We start from the raw sequence: 15350 nt of genomic DNA on the forward strand, positions 1-15350 counted from the left end.
AAAAAATCATACACCTCTTTTACTGCTCCGAAAACAGATGCAACTCGATTTGCTCGATCAGGATATGAATCACCTTGATATGGATCTCCTGTATCCGGTCCGAATACCCGTTCCAAGGTACACAAATGTTCACATCACACCTGTTTTTCATTTTACCACCATCCTTACCGGTCAATCCGATCACCAGCATTCCTTTCCGATGTGCAGCCTCCACGGCATTAACGATATTCTCCGAGTTACCGGAAGTACTGATTGCCAGCAACACGTCACCCGCTTTCCCGTGAGCTTCCACGTAACGAGAGAACACGTACTCAAAACCAAAATCGTTCGCCACGCATGTCAAATGTGTCGGATCGGAAATTGCCATAGCCGGCAAAGCGGGACGATCCCCCCTGAAACGTCCGGTAAGTTCTTCTGCGAAATGCATGGCGTCACTCATCGACCCCCCGTTTCCGCAACTGATCACCTTACCCCCGTTCTTCAAAACCCGGGATAATATCTCTGCCGCTAATCCGACTTGTTTTAACTTCTCCTCATCCGCCACGAAATCAGCTAATACTTGCTGCGCCTCTAAAAAACTTTTCTTGATACTATCCATTCTTCTAAGGGTTTTATTTTTTACTCTATTTCTTCCATTCCACGATTTTTCCCCTCTCCTTCTTCAACATTCTCGGAGGAACAACACGTTTTATATCTTCACAAAGCAAGTCTATCAATCTTTGCTTCGCGTAATGACGGGAATATATTACGCTGACCTCTCTCAAAGGAGTGTAGGTCGTGAACGAGCGTACCTGCTTTTTCTTTTCCTCGGTCATATCCTGCGTTGCCAACTCCGGGATCAACGTGAAACCTCCTTCGCGATCCACGATCTTCATCAACGTCTCCAGTGAATTACTTTCAAACTCGAAAGGCAGATTCTTGTGCTGCGTTTCATGCATATCACACAGGTTCACCACTTGATCGCGGAAACAGTGCCCGTCACCCAGCATCCATATCTCGGGCGTGGCAATATCTTGTATTTCTACGTCTTTTTTCTTCAAAAGTTCATGATCGGGGTGAGCATAGACAAGCATTTCCTCGTAAAAGACCGGGCGTTCCACGATCTTCTCGTCATGGAATGGAGTCACGAAAATCCCCACGTCCAACATATCCTTTTTCAACCGCTTGATAATCTCTTCCGAAACCAACTCCTCCACTTCCACCTGCACACCGGGGTAACGACGAATATAATCCCCGATAAATATAGGCAATAAATAAGGAGCTAGCGTGGGAATAATTCCTATTTTCAAGGTCCCTGCCACCTCCTGTTTCTCCTCGTTTATGATCTCCTTTATCCTTTGAGTCGAGGCCAGTACTGTCCTGGCCTGCTCTATCAACTTGTAACCGATATCGGTAGGAACTACCGGTTGCCGACTCCGATCAAAAATGATTACACCCAGATCGTCTTCCAGCTTTTTAATTTGCATACTCAATGTCGGTTGTGTCACGAAACACTTGTCGGCGGCAGTTGCAAAATGCCGGTACTCATCAACAGCAACGATATACTCTAATTGTGTCAGTGTAATCATATATTATTATTTCTCCTAATCAAAAAAATCTTTCATCTTGGAGAAAATACTCTTCTTATCGCCACTACCCGGTTTAAAACCTTCCGCCTCCTTCATTTTCTCTACAAGTTTCTTCTCGTCCTTTGACAAATTCTTGGGAATCCAAACGTTTACCTTGGCCAATAAATCACCTTTTCCGTACCCGTTCACGTCAGGTAATCCCTTACCCCGCAAGCGTAATATCTTACCCGGTTGAGTTCCCGCTTCTATCTTCACTTTCACCTTCCCTTCAATTGTCGGAATCTCAACAGTCTCCCCCAACACTGCTTCCGGGTATCCGATAAACACGTTATATAATAGATCATTACCATCTCTCACCAGTTCGGGATGCTCCTCTTCTTCGATCAACACGATCAAATCACCGTTTACACCTCCGCGACGAGCCGCATTTCCCTTACCACTCAGAGACAGTTGCATTCCTTCTCCCACTCCCGCCGGAATATTGATTGTAATCACTTCTTCCGACATCAACACGCCCTCTCCATTACAGAAAGTACATTTCTCGTTTATAATCTTTCCTTCTCCCTCGCAAGTCGGACAAGTAGAAGTCGTTTGCATGGCTCCAAGAATCGTGTTCTGTACCCGTGTTACTTGCCCGGAACCCTTACAAGTGGAACAAGTAGAATAAGACTTCCCGTCTTTTGCTCCCGTCCCGTTACAATGTTGACAGGCCACATACTTCTTTACCTTAATCTTCTTTTCTACTCCGGTTGCGATCTCCGCAAGATTCAATTTCACTTTAACTCTCAGGTTAGTCCCCCGATTCACCCGACGGGCACTACGACCTCCGCCACCAAAGCCCCCGAAGCCGCTAAAACCCCCGAAACTTCCAAATATATCTCCGAATTGAGAGAATATATCATCCATACTCATGCCACCACCGAAACCGCCTTGTCCGGCACCGCCCATTCCTGCATGTCCGAACTGATCATAACGACGTCTTTTATCGTCATTACTCAACACGTCATACGCTTCGGCGGCCTCCTTGAATTTCTCTTCCGCTTCCTTATCCCCCGGGTTCTTATCCGGGTGGTACTTTAAAGCCAGCTTCCGGTATGCCTTTTTGATCTCGGTTGCATCCGCATTCTTGGATACCCCCAATACCTCATAATAATCTCTCTTTTCCATTTACCACGCTATCTATATATTATTCACCAACGACCACTTTCGCAAAACGCATCACCCTATCGTTCAAGTAATATCCTTTTTCTATACAATCCAACACTTTTCCCTTCAACTCCGGACTTGGAGCCGGAATTGTCGTTACAGCCTCATGAATATCCGTGTCAAAATCAGCATTCTCCGTTTCGATTTCTTTCACCCCGTTCTGCGTCAGGAATGTCTTGAAATTAGCATAAATTAAATCCACCCCTTCTTTCAGAGCAACAACATCCTTGGCCGTACTCATACTCTTCAACGCCCTTTCGAAATTATCCACCACGGGCAGGATATTTTGCAACAACTGCTCTCCCGCACTCTTGGTCAACTCCATCTTTTCCTTCAAAGTACGTTTCCGATAATTATCGAACTCAGCCGAGAGACGCAGATATTTATCATTCATCTCTATCAACTTTTGTCCCAACTCTTCCAGTTGTTTATCCTCCTTCTTGCAAGATTTATCCTCTTTCTTCTTGTGAGATTCCTCGTGATGTTTTTCTGAATTCACTCCTCCATTTTCCACGTCATTCGTCTGTGACTCTTCAACCTCGTTTTCCTGAGCCGATCTCTTCTCTTCTGCCATATCGTATATATTTTTTTATGAATAAACATTATAACTCGTCTTTTGCCAAGCAAAATCCCTGCCAATCAAGCAATATGCCACATTGACAAACCTCGTCAATGCCAACATGTCACGATTGGCAGCAACAAAGATATAACAATTACGTGATTTAACGATTTACGTTTCAGAGATTTTAAAATGAACCACACATAAAATCATCCATCTATATTCACCTTATCTGAAATCATAAATCTAAAATCCCAGATTAAAGCATCCCGCTATCCGCAAAACTATAATAACGATCCGGACAAACGATAATGTGATCTAGCAATACAATATCCAGCACTTTTCCCGCCTCTCGCACCTTTTTAGTCAAAACGATATCCTGAGCACTTGGGCGATCATTACCGCTAGGATGATTATGAGCTATCACGACGGAACAGGCTTTCGACTCCAACACTTTCCGAAACACCATACGAATATCTATAATCGTACTTTCTATTCCCCCGGAAAACAAACGTTCACACGATTTAATTCGGCAAGCACTTGACAACGTCATCACCCAAAACTCCTCGTGATCCAGATCCCCGATCAAAGGTTGCAGATAATCATACAAATCCCGACTCGTCGTCAACATGGGTTCCTCTCTTACTGTTGACAACGCCCGCCTACGCCCAAGCTCCATAGCCGCAATAATGGATGCTGCTTTTGCCATCCCCACGCCTTTGTAACGACTCATAAAATCCGAGACGGAAAGACGGGCCAGCAAGTTCAAATCATTGTTTGAATCCGCTAGAATCCGCCGGGCCAAATCCAAGGCAGACTCCCCTCCACTTCCCGAACGTAATAAAATTGCAAGCAACTCATTCACCGAAAGCGAAGCGACACCTTTCAACAACATCTTTTCACGAGGTTTATCATCCTCTGCCCACGAAGAAATAGGAATATAATTATCAGCCATAATTGCATCTTTATAGCTGGCAATTTAAATATTTTTCAACAATAAAAAAAATCTCGAGAAGTAAATTCTCAAGATCAACCGATACATAGAAATAAAGGTAACAGGCTTTTTTTGCTTGTTACCTCAATATCTTTAGGATAAAAAAATTACAGTTTATTCACGTGCAAAGCTAAACTAGACTTCAAGTTTGCAGCTTTGTTCTTGTGGATAATATGCTTTTTAGCCAATTTATCTAACATAGCCGAAACTTTCGGCAACAAATCTACTGCAGTTTCTTTCTCAGTCATTGCGCGTAGCTTTCTAACGGCATTTCTAGCAGTCTTTGCGTAATAACGATTATGTAATCTTCTTTTTTCAGTCTGCCTTATTCTTTTTTCTGATGATTGATGATTTGCCATCTCTACAAATTAATTTAATTCAACTTTGTAGTCCGTACGAGAATCGAACTCGTGTTACAAGAATGAAAATCTTGCGTCCTAACCCCTAGACGAACGGACCATAAAACCCACTAAAATTTCGGTAGTCCGTACGAGAATCGAACTCGTGTTACAAGAATGAAAATCTTGCGTCCTAACCCCTAGACGAACGGACCATCTTAAATACAATATCTTCAGCTTTAGTAGTCCGTACGGGAATCGAACCCGTGTTACAAGAATGAGAATCTTGCGTCCTAGCCCCTAGACGAACGGACCGTCTTTTGCTTTAGCGGTTGCAAATATACGGCAAATTTCATTCCCACCAAAGAAATCATTAAATATTTTTTCAAGCTCACGGTTTATTTCTCGACACCTCAGGTATACATTGCTAATAATCAGAACCTTAATATCCGAATTATCTTTAAAACACAACACAATAAAACAAATCACGGTCATACATTAACTAATTATCAATTAGAAACATCCCGATTTATTCAGACAAGACACGTACAACTCGTTCAATCACAGGCTCCCTTTTCTTTTCAAATGACAATCCCAAAAAAACAAAATACATGACAACATCCCGAAAAATATATAGATAAATTGTATCTTTGTTTCCTATAAAACCCATTGGAAGTTGGATTTCATTTTCAATTTTCAATTTTCAATTTTCAATTATTATGGCAAAATTATATCTCATCCCCACTCCGGTTGGAAATCTTGAGGACATCACGTTACGGGCGCTTCGCCTTTTAAAAGAAGTACCTTTGATTCTAGCCGAGGATACACGTACTTCGGCCAAGTTATTAAAACACTACGAAATTGGCACGCCGCTCTTATCTCATCATAAATTCAACGAGCATCAGCAAGTCAGCCGGATAGCCGAACGAATCGCCAAGGGAGAAGATGTAGCATTAATCAGTGATGCCGGCACTCCCGGTATATCCGATCCGGGATTTCTACTCGTCCGTACCTGCATCGAACAAGGTATAGAAACAGAATGCCTTCCTGGAGCCACCGCTTTTGTCCCAGCGCTTGTGAATTCGGGATTCCCGTGCGATCGGTTTTGCTTCGAAGGCTTCTTACCTCAAAAGAAAGGTAGACAAAAGAAATTGATCGTTCTTGCCGAAGAAGAACGCACTATGATTTTCTACGAATCACCATTTCGACTCGTTAAAGCCTTGGAACAAATGTCCGAATTCTTTGGAGAAAATCGTCGGGCTTGTGTTGCTCGTGAGATCAGCAAGCTATTTGAAGATTTCCAACGGGGAACGCTCAAGGAATTAATTACCCATTTCACGGAAGTCGGGGTTAAAGGAGAGATTGTCATCATCGTTGAAGGCAAGCCCAAGAGAGAAATCGAGGAAGAAGAAACAGAATAAAATGAGGTTGAATTCTAAGTCTCTTGCAAATATTTCTAAAAGAAAATCGTGATAAACTGTCTTTTTTATTGCGGTTTTCTTTTTTCCCAACGCACGTCTTTTTTTCTTTTCAAAAATCTCGGTATTTGTGAGAGACTTTCGAAAAGAAAATAATCCATCCTTCCGCCCCCGTGTTTGTTTATGCGCGGAGTGTCACAAATGGCGTTCTTCTTTTGATAACAGCAAAACACCTTGCAATAATTTTGGCACGAATGGCATTAATGACGGATGCTTTATGTTTTCCTTCCCCTGTTTTCTTTTTATAATATGCTTTTAGCTGCGGATCCCAGACCATAGCTGTAATAGCAGCCCGTGTGAGATACACCTTAACCTCTCTGTTTGCCAGTTGTGAAGTCCTTGTTTTACCCCGGATAGATGTTCCGGAAGTATGTTCAAAAGGAGCTACCCCACAATAACAGGCAAACTTTCTCGGATCGCTAAATCGTCGGAAATTATCTGTTACACACAACAGTACAATAGCATTGATCATACCAATACCTTTGATACTGGTGAGTAATTCATAGTTTTCCGCGAGTAAGACACTGGAGTTTATAATTTTCTCCATTTCCTGTTCCACGTAAGAGATTTTCTCTTTTATCATGGAGAGTTGTCCCTCTAAAAATGTTCTGCATGCAGAGAGATTTGTCAGCACCGAGGTCTCCGTGGTAATCTCCAACAGTTTAATGGCAGATACTTTCTGCTTCACCAGATTATCTCTGATACACATCCAGGCTCTTAACTGGACCAGATTTTTATCAGGTAATTTATATAACTTCAGTTTCCGGTGACGCGACACTGCATATGAAGCGATTCTAAAAGCATCAACCCGGTCATTCTTTCCACGCTGTAAACCGATTGATTTCTTAATGGCCAGGGGGCATTCGAGGGCTAATGAAAAACCCAGTTGCTGGCTACACAAACATAAACTGGTTACATAACTACCCATATTTTCTGCACAGAACAAGGCTCTATCAAGAGTCGTTACACGAGAACTAACCCAATCAAGTAAAGAATGAATACCAGATTCACTATTAGCAAAGCGACGGTGACATAATTCCTCCTCATCGGAAGACATTAAAGAAGCGTCAAAAGATTTTTTGCCCACATCAAGACCGACAATATAAGAATAATTCATACTTTTGTATTTACAGTATTAAACATGAAGGAGAAGCAGCTGATACATTTAACAGGCCCTGACGCCTAAAATTCTAACTGGCTAGGTTCTCCTGAAATATAGAGTTGCAGTCTGATCCAGCCTATAGTCATTAAAGACTAGTCCGAAAATTAGTTCACCGCAACTCTTTTTTCAAAGATATATTATTAACTTATGTTTTAATACTGCAAAAGTAAATGTCTGAAAAGTCAATTTACATAGAACTACCACCCCTAGCCCCTCCTTACACGGGAGGGGAAACCAATTGGTAATCAACTCTCCCCCTGTGTAAGGGGGAGTCGGAAGGGGTAGTGATTTTGTAGGAAAGAGACTTTTCTGACAGCCTCGTTTTATATCATACCTTACTTACATTTTTGACACTCAAAGTATTTCCATACTCCGGCAGCGAGCATCGCACCCAAAAACGGAGCCACGATAAACAGCCACAACTGACTTAAAGCCTTACCGCCTTCGAAGATCGCAGGAGCAATACTTCTAGCCGGGTTCACGGAAGTTCCCGTGACAGGGATGCACACGATATGAACCAACACCAGCGACAAACCGATAGCCAATCCGGCAAATCCAGCAGGAGCATTAGCACTCGTAGAACCTAAAACAACCAGGATAAAGATAAACGTGAATACAAACTCCGCCACGAAAGCCGGAACCAGATTCCCCTCTCCATACATATTCGCACCAGTCCCTTCCAAGCCCATCCCGGAAGAAATCACATAAAGAATCGCAGAACCGATGAAAGCACCGATCACCTGAAATAACATATACATTCCAGCATCTTTTCCGCTCATTCGCCCCGTCAAGAAAACCCCTAATGTAATCGCAGGATTGATATGACATCCCGAAATACCACCAATAACATACGCCATAGCCACAACAGACAAACCGAAAGCAAAAGCAATTCCCAGAAAACCGATTTCAGCACCGGCAATCACGGCACTACCGCACCCCATAAGTACAAGCACCATAGTTCCAATCATTTCAGCTACATACTTTTTCATAAACTTGTTTTTAGATTTTTACATACAAATATAATATAAAATAAGTCTGTATGTTGACAAATAAGTAAGAATGGCCCGAAATTTTCGGGCCATTCTTATAATATGTTTGCAAATTACTTGCTAAACTTCCGTCCGTGGAATTGGGCATTATCTCCTAATTCCTCCTCTATCCGAAGTAATTGGTTATATTTTGCCATACGATCGGAACGACTTAACGAACCGGTCTTAATTTGTCCTGAATTGGTAGCCACGGCAATATCGGCAATCGTGGAATCTTCCGTCTCGCCGGAACGATGTGAAGTCACTGACGTGTAACCTGCACGATGAGCCATATCAATAGCATCCAATGTCTCGGTTAAAGTACCGATCTGGTTTACCTTGATCAGGATAGAATTAGCACATCCCATGTCAATACCTTTCTTCAAGTATTGTACGTTTGTCACAAACAAATCGTCTCCGACCAACTGGCAACGATCCCCGATACGTTGAGTCAGTAATTGCCAGCCTTCCCAGTCATTCTCGCTCATTCCATCTTCGATAGAATCAATCGGGTAACGGGAAATCAACTCTTCCAAGTAAGCCACTTGCTCTTCGGAAGTACGTTTCGCTCCGGTAGCTCCCTCGAACTTGGAATAATCATAAATTCCGTCCTTGTAGAACTCGGAAGAAGCACAATCCAAACCGATCATAACATCCTCTCCCGGTTTGTAGCCGGCAGCCGTTATTGCGCTTAAAATAGATTCTAGAGCATCCTCCGTACCTTTTAACGCGGGAGCAAAACCACCCTCGTCACCCACGGCCGTACTCAAATTACGGTCATGAAGCACTTTCTTCAAACTATGGAAAACCTCCGCACCCATACGTAACGCTTCACGGAACGACTCTGCCCCAACCGGGCGAATCATAAATTCTTGGAAGGCAATAGGGGCGTCAGAATGAGAACCGCCATTGATAATATTCATCATCGGTACCGGTAAAACTTTTGCATTCACCCCACCAATATAACGATATAACGGCATCTCCAACGCGTTAGCAGCCGCTTTCGCACAAGCCAAAGACACCCCTAACAAAGCGTTCGCACCCAAATTACTCTTGGTCGGAGTTCCGTCCAACTCAAGTAGAATCCGGTCAATACCCACTTGATCCGTAACATTCATTCCCAACAAGGCATCCGCAATCACCGTGTTCACATTATTCACAGCTTTGGTTACCCCTTTACCACCATATCTCTTTTTATCGCCATCACGCAATTCCAATGCTTCATGTTCACCCGTGGATGCTCCCGATGGAACCGCAGCACGACCCATAGCTCCACATTCCAAAATCACATCCACTTCTACGGTCGGATTCCCTCTCGAATCCAACACTTCTCTTCCGATAACTTCCGTAATATACATTCTCTTAACTTTTAAAGTTCGTAAATAAATTGTTGTCACTAAGGTACGTAAAACAAATGAAAAAGTCACGAAAAAAGTTGAGAATAAACTTTTCTCTATATTTATTGTCAAACAAATATCCGACTATCTTTGCCGGACGGAATGTTCAATTGTGTATGAAGTATATGAGTAAAGTAAAAGAAGCTGTATTAGTCATCTTCTTGGTCATGTTCGCCCTTTCGGCTTTTGCCCAGACGGGAAGCGTCAGGGGACGAATCATAGATGCCAAGACGAAGAAACCTTTAGAGTTCGTAAATGTAAGTATCCGGATTGCAGGAAGCAAAACCCCGTTGACAGGAACGGTCAGCGACTCAACCGGCATATTCCGTATTAACAGAGTAAAAAACGGGAGCTACATCCTAACCGCCTCGTTCATCGGTTATCGCCCCGTGGAAAAAGAATTCACGATCTCTGCCAAAGAGAGAAACGTGAACGTGAAAAACCTGTTGCTGGAAGAGGACAGTCAAGTTATCGACGAAATTCAAGTGGTCGGCCAACGAGCACAAATGCGTTTCGAAATCGACAAAAAAGTCTTCGACGTGGAATCCAATATCGCACAAGCGGGAGGTTCTGCAAGTGAAATCCTCGAAAACATTCCTTCGGTGGAAGTCGACAACGAGGGAGAAATATCCTTACGGGGAAATTCTAGCGTGACCATCTGGATCAACGGGAAAGCATCCGGCTTATCTGCCGATAATCAAGCCCAAATACTGGAACAAATCCCCGCAGAAAGCATCGAACGGATAGAAATTATCACGAATCCCTCCGCTAGATTCAGTCCGGAAGGCACTTCAGGTATTATCAACATCATCTTGAAAAAAGATCGTAAAGCAGGATATTACGGAAGCTTACAAGTCGGTGCGGACGTGTTAGGCGGGTACAATGCCAGTGCCAGTATCAACTATAGTAGTGGAAAAATAGAGAGCTACCTCAATGTTGGATATCGCCAGCGTAAATCGGAAGGAGAAGACTACACCGACCGGATTAACCTAGACGATAAAGGCAACCCGGTTTCCTTCTTGAATCAAAGAGGAAAAAATGATCGGAAGGGAGGTTCCCTCTTTACCCGGGCTGGCTTCACGCTTCACCTTACTGCCACCGATCATTTCAGCGTGGAAGGCTTCGGGCATTTCGGTGACCGGAAATCAAACAACGAGATTCGTTACAAGAGCGACGTACCCGGTTCATTTATCACCAGCGAGCGTTTCTCCCACTCAGACAACTCCTCTAAAGGGGGTAATATAAATCTGGACTACAAACACGAATTCAGCGAGACAAGCAATATCGTGGCCCGAGCCTCATGGGATCTATGGGTTTCAGACGGGAGCAGCATCTACAAACAACACTCTCTCTTTGCGAATGACCGGGAGACCTCGTCCTGGCAAAAACAAAAAGACGACAATCGTTCTCAAAGTTGGGAATTTCAAGTAGATTACGTGAATCAATTCTCCAAAGAAAGTAAATTGGAAGCTGGTTACAAGGGGTCACTCGGTTACCAGAAAAGCCCGGTCGAAACCTATTCCGGCCCCACGGAAGCAAGTGCAACTTTTGATGAACTATTATATAACAAATATACCTACGATCGAAATATCCAAGCCCTGTACGCCACCTATTCCACCAAAATAAACAACTTCGGGGTACAACTCGGATTACGGGGCGAATACACGAACACGGAAACAAAATCACTGGCGTACGGCGAAAATCCGGACAACGCCATACCTTACAAGGATGATTACTTCAGCCTGTTCCCCAGCTTGTTCTTATCGTACAGTCTTCCGGGCAACAACGAGGTGCAAGTCAATTATACACGACGAATTTCTCGTCCCCGGGGATGGCAATTGAATCCATTCCTGAACATGACCGATTCTCTCAATATCTCATTCGGGAATCCCTACCTTACTCCGGAATTCTCCAACTCTTTCGAGTTGAATTACATCAAGAACTGGGAGAAACACACGCTCTCGTTATCCACCTACTACCGGAACACGGACGACGTGATCCAACGGATTCGCTACCGGGAAGGCGATGTTATGAAGAGTACTTCTGCCAACATCACGCAATCTTCCTCGGTAGGGGCTGAAATCGTGGCAAAAAACAAATTACTCAAATTCTTGGACGTTACCACAACCTTAAACTTCTATTATAATGAACTGGAAGGCTTTTCCTATCAACCCAAAGGAGCAGACGTACCGGTCACGGGAGAACGGGATGATAACTTTTCATGGACAGGCAAGCTTATCGCCAACGTCATGCTCCCCTACGCGATCTCCTTTCAAGCTACCGGAAACTACAACTCTCGCCAGATTATCGCGCAAGGACACCGGGAATCAAGCTACCGCATAGACCTCGGGGCTCGTAAATCATTCTTTAACCGTAAGGTCAATTTCAGCGTGAGCGTTCAAGATATACTGAATTCCCGCAGCTGGCACAACGTTACTTCCGGAAATGGATTCAGACAGGATAGCGATAGCTGGAGAAAAGGAAGAATGGCTCGCTTTACACTAAGTTACAACTTCGGAAACATGAAAGCCTCGAAACAAAAACCCCAACGCTCTTCAGAAGAAATGAACATGATGGAAGAAGAATTCTAATCCATAAACTTAACGATCAAAAAATAACCCCGGACTTTTGTCCGGGGTTATTTTATATCTGAATTTCAATTTATTCAGCTTTCGGAGCCTCTTCAGCAGCAGGAGCTTCAGCCACCGGAGTTTCTTCCGTAGCAGCAGGAGCAGCCTCTTTCTTCGCGCTGGATCTTCTACGACGAGTAGTTTTCTTAGCTTCTTCTTTCTTCACTTCCGTGTAAGTCGTGTTATAATCAACCAACTCGATCATACACATTTCTGCGTTATCACCCAAACGGTTACCCAATTTCAAAATACGGGTATATCCTCCCGGACGATTTGCAATCTTCTCTGCGATGTCACCGAACATTTCTGCAACAACTTCTTTACGACGAAGGTAAGAGAAAACGGTTCTTCTAGAGTGAGTTGTGTCGTTTTTGGCTTTTGTCAAAAGCGGCTCAACATATACCTTCAAGGCCTTAGCTTTAGCTAGTGTCGTTTGGATTCTCTTGTGAAGAATCAAAGAACAAGCCATGTTAGAAAGTAGAGCATGCCTGTGAGAGCTAGTTCTACCTAAATGGTTAATTTTCTTATTATGTCTCATTTTACTTATTCTTTGTCTAATTTATACTTGGCAACATCCATACCGAATTCAAGGTTATTGTTCTCCAGAAGAGCCTCCAATTCTGTCAAAGACTTCTTACCGAAGTTTCTGAACTTCAACAAGTCATTCTTGTTGAATTGAACCAACTCGCCCAAAGTTTCCACCTCTGCAGATTTCAAACAATTCAACGCACGTACGGAAAGATCCATATCCACGAGTTTTGTTTTCAACAACTGACGCATGTGCAACACCTCTTCATCGAACTCTTCATTTCCATACTTATCCTCTGTCTCAAGAGTAATCTTTTCGTCAGAAAATAACATGAAGTGATGGATTAAAATTTTAGCAGCCTCTTTCAACGCATCCGTGGGATTAATAGAACCATCCGTTTCGATGTCAAATACCAAACGCTCGTAGTCGGTCTTTCCTTCCACACGATAGTTCTCAATCTCATATTTTACGTTTCTGATCGGCGTGTAAATAGCATCGATAGGAATTACACCAACCTCCGCATCTGCAGGCATATTCTCTGAAGCAGGAACATAACCGCGTCCTTTTTGAATGGTCAATTCCATATCTAAGTTCGTGGAAGTATCCATGTTGCAGATCACCAATTCCGGATTCAAAATCTCGAACCCTTTCAGGAACTGGTTCATATCACCGGCAGTAAACGTCTCCTGTCCGGAAACGACAACGCTCAGCTTTTCATTCTCCACGTCCTCCACTTTTCTTTTAAACCGAACTTGCTTTAAATTCAAGATAATCTCGGTAACGTCCTCGATAACACCTGGAATCGTTGCAAACTCATGATCTACACCTTGAATTTTAATACCGGTAATCGCAAAGCCTTCCAAAGAAGACAACAAGATTCTGCGTAGTGGATTACCAATAGTGATGCCGTAACCTGGTTCCAACGGACGGAATTCGAATTTTCCGAATCTATCCGTTGATTCAAGCATGATTACTTTGTCCGGTTTCTGGAAAGCTAATATTGCCATATATATTTTTATTTTACTACTTAGAATACAACTCTACGATTAACTGCTCTTTAATGTTCTCTGGGATATCACTTCTTTCCGGAACATTAAGTAGTTTACCACTCATAGCTGCAGCATCCCACTCTAACCAAGAGTATTTGCTACTTCTACTGCCTCTCAATGATTCATTGATCACTTCCAAAGCCTTAGATTTCTCTCTCACAGCAACAACATCACCCGGACGAACATGACATGAAGGTATGTTACATACGTGACCGTTAATCGTGATATGTCTGTGAGATACATACTGACGGGCAGCCGCACGGGTAGGAGCTATACCTAAACGGTAAACAACATTATCCAAACGACATTCCAACAATTGAAGTAAAACCTCACCGGTTACTCCCTTGCTACTTTCAGCTTTCTCAAACAAATTACGGAATTGTCTCTCCAACAAACCGTAAGTATATTTTGCTTTTTGTTTCTCTTTCAACTGAGTACCGTACTCAGAAATTTTCTTTCTACGATGAGCAATTCCGTGTTGTCCGGGAGGGTAGTTACGATGTTCTAACGCTTTATCCGGTCCAAAAATGGGCTCACCAAATTTTCTCGCTATCTTAGACTTAGGTCCTGTATATCTAGCCATTTCTATTTGATTTTTAAAATTACACCCAAGGTTAACTTACACTCTTCTCCGTTTGGGAGGACGACATCCATTGTGCGGAAGTGGCGTAACGTCAATGATCTCGGCTACTTCGATACCGCAAGCGTGGATTGCACGGATTGCAGATTCTCTACCGTTACCCGGTCCTTTAACATATACCTTAACTTTCCTCATTCCCAAATCGAAAGCAACTTTACCGCAATCAGCGGCTGCGGTCTGGGCTGCATAAGGGGTGTTTTTCTTCGATCCTCTAAATCCCATTTTACCTGCTGATGACCAGGAAATAACTTGTCCGTTTGAGTTGGTCAACGAGATAATGATATTATTAAAAGATGAATGAACGTGTGCTTGTCCCACGGCTTCTACTTTAACTAGCCGTTTCTTGTTTGATGTAGACTTCTTTGCCATAATTCAATCTCTAATCAATTATTTAGTTGCTTTCTTCTTGTTAGCAACAGTTTTTTTCTTACCCTTTCTCGTGCGGGCATTGTTCTTCGTACTTTGTCCCCTTACCGGAAGACCGATACGATGTCTGATTCCTCTGTAACAACCGATATCCATCAGTCGTTTGATGTTCATCTGGACGGATGTTCTCAACTCTCCTTCTACTTTGTACCCTTCATTAATGACTTTACGTACAGCAGCTAGTTGATCGTCATTCCAATCCTTCACCTTAGTGTCAAAATCGATGCCGGCCTTTTCTAATATGGTCCTGGCACTACTTCTACCTATACCAAAGATATAGGTCAGAGCTATCTCCCCTCTCTTGTTTGAGGGCAAATCTACACCAACGATTCTTGCCATAAATCTC

Annotated in this window: 16 protein-coding genes and 3 tRNA genes; 2 read left to right on the forward strand and 17 right to left on the reverse strand. The window is 43.1% G+C overall.

The window, feature by feature from the left end:
- Positions 1 to 19: 19 nt before the first annotated feature.
- The 9 genes from lpcA to DWW52_RS13365 all read right to left on the reverse strand — a co-directional run bounded on the left by lpcA (position 20) and on the right by DWW52_RS13365 (position 4980).
- Positions 20 to 598, reverse strand: a complete 579-nt coding sequence (gene lpcA, locus DWW52_RS13325; protein WP_118716008.1) for a D-sedoheptulose 7-phosphate isomerase — start codon at positions 596 to 598, stop codon at positions 20 to 22.
- Positions 599 to 623: 25 nt separating this feature from the next.
- The gene (locus DWW52_RS13330; RefSeq protein WP_118716009.1) at positions 624 to 1568 is read right to left on the reverse strand and encodes a LysR substrate-binding domain-containing protein; all 945 of its coding nucleotides are present in this window, start codon (positions 1566 to 1568) and stop codon (positions 624 to 626) included.
- A 15-nt stretch (positions 1569 to 1583) separates the two neighbouring features.
- The gene (dnaJ, locus tag DWW52_RS13335; protein WP_118716010.1) at positions 1584 to 2735 is read right to left on the reverse strand and encodes a molecular chaperone DnaJ; all 1152 of its coding nucleotides are present in this window, start codon (positions 2733 to 2735) and stop codon (positions 1584 to 1586) included.
- Positions 2736 to 2754: 19 nt separating this feature from the next.
- The gene (gene grpE / locus DWW52_RS13340) at positions 2755 to 3348 is read right to left on the reverse strand and encodes a nucleotide exchange factor GrpE (protein ID WP_118716011.1); all 594 of its coding nucleotides are present in this window, start codon (positions 3346 to 3348) and stop codon (positions 2755 to 2757) included.
- A gap of 244 nt (positions 3349 to 3592) precedes the next feature.
- On the reverse strand, positions 3593 to 4288 hold the full coding sequence (gene radC, locus DWW52_RS13345; RefSeq protein WP_118716012.1) for a DNA repair protein RadC: 696 nt from the start codon (positions 4286 to 4288) through the stop codon (positions 3593 to 3595).
- Positions 4289 to 4434: 146 nt separating this feature from the next.
- Complete coding sequence (gene rpsT / locus DWW52_RS13350; RefSeq protein WP_118716013.1) at positions 4435 to 4686, reverse strand: 30S ribosomal protein S20; 252 nt, start codon at positions 4684 to 4686, stop codon at positions 4435 to 4437.
- A 28-nt stretch (positions 4687 to 4714) separates the two neighbouring features.
- Positions 4715 to 4786: transfer RNA gene (locus DWW52_RS13355), tRNA-Glu, on the reverse strand.
- 22 nt (positions 4787 to 4808) lie between these two features.
- Positions 4809 to 4880, reverse strand: a tRNA-Glu gene (locus tag DWW52_RS13360).
- Between the two features lie 28 nt (positions 4881 to 4908).
- Positions 4909 to 4980, reverse strand: a tRNA-Glu gene (locus DWW52_RS13365).
- A gap of 404 nt (positions 4981 to 5384) precedes the next feature.
- On the opposite strand from DWW52_RS13365, the gene rsmI reads away from it, so the two are divergent.
- Entirely contained in the window at positions 5385 to 6086 is a 702-nt protein-coding gene (gene rsmI, locus DWW52_RS13375; RefSeq protein WP_118716015.1) for a 16S rRNA (cytidine(1402)-2'-O)-methyltransferase, read from the forward strand.
- A 178-nt stretch (positions 6087 to 6264) separates the two neighbouring features.
- Here rsmI and DWW52_RS13380 read toward each other — a convergent pair whose 3' ends face one another.
- The 3 genes from DWW52_RS13380 to eno form a co-directional block, all read right to left on the reverse strand.
- The gene (locus DWW52_RS13380) at positions 6265 to 7260 is read right to left on the reverse strand and encodes an IS110 family transposase (RefSeq protein WP_118716016.1); all 996 of its coding nucleotides are present in this window, start codon (positions 7258 to 7260) and stop codon (positions 6265 to 6267) included.
- Positions 7261 to 7640: 380 nt separating this feature from the next.
- On the reverse strand, positions 7641 to 8294 hold the full coding sequence (locus DWW52_RS13385; protein WP_118716017.1) for an MIP family channel protein: 654 nt from the start codon (positions 8292 to 8294) through the stop codon (positions 7641 to 7643).
- Positions 8295 to 8407: 113 nt separating this feature from the next.
- Positions 8408 to 9691 carry a phosphopyruvate hydratase gene (eno, locus tag DWW52_RS13390; RefSeq protein WP_118716018.1) on the reverse strand — a complete coding sequence of 428 codons (1284 nt, stop codon included), beginning with the start codon at positions 9689 to 9691 and terminating at the stop codon, positions 8408 to 8410.
- Positions 9692 to 9855: 164 nt separating this feature from the next.
- On the opposite strand from eno, the gene DWW52_RS13395 reads away from it, so the two are divergent.
- Positions 9856 to 12321, forward strand: coding sequence for an outer membrane beta-barrel family protein (locus tag DWW52_RS13395; RefSeq protein WP_118716170.1), 2466 nt, complete (start codon positions 9856 to 9858; stop codon positions 12319 to 12321).
- 70 nt (positions 12322 to 12391) lie between these two features.
- Here the strand turns inward: DWW52_RS13395 and rplQ are convergent, their stop codons facing one another.
- Genes rplQ through rpsM form a run of 5 tightly spaced genes read right to left on the reverse strand, consistent with a single transcriptional unit; the run spans position 12392 to position 15343 of the window.
- Positions 12392 to 12898, reverse strand: coding sequence for a 50S ribosomal protein L17 (gene rplQ / locus DWW52_RS13400; protein ID WP_118716019.1), 507 nt, complete (start codon positions 12896 to 12898; stop codon positions 12392 to 12394).
- Between the two features lie 5 nt (positions 12899 to 12903).
- On the reverse strand, positions 12904 to 13896 hold the full coding sequence (locus tag DWW52_RS13405; RefSeq protein WP_118716020.1) for a DNA-directed RNA polymerase subunit alpha: 993 nt from the start codon (positions 13894 to 13896) through the stop codon (positions 12904 to 12906).
- Between the two features lie 16 nt (positions 13897 to 13912).
- The gene (gene rpsD / locus DWW52_RS13410; RefSeq protein ID WP_118716021.1) at positions 13913 to 14521 is read right to left on the reverse strand and encodes a 30S ribosomal protein S4; all 609 of its coding nucleotides are present in this window, start codon (positions 14519 to 14521) and stop codon (positions 13913 to 13915) included.
- Positions 14522 to 14557: 36 nt separating this feature from the next.
- Complete coding sequence (rpsK, locus tag DWW52_RS13415; protein ID WP_118716022.1) at positions 14558 to 14947, reverse strand: 30S ribosomal protein S11; 390 nt, start codon at positions 14945 to 14947, stop codon at positions 14558 to 14560.
- 18 nt (positions 14948 to 14965) lie between these two features.
- Complete coding sequence (gene rpsM, locus DWW52_RS13420) at positions 14966 to 15343, reverse strand: 30S ribosomal protein S13 (RefSeq protein ID WP_118716023.1); 378 nt, start codon at positions 15341 to 15343, stop codon at positions 14966 to 14968.
- Positions 15344 to 15350 lie beyond the last annotated feature (7 nt).

It is taken from the genome of Odoribacter sp. AF15-53 (assembly GCF_003479425.1).
Lineage (GTDB): Bacteria > Bacteroidota > Bacteroidia > Bacteroidales > Marinifilaceae > Butyricimonas.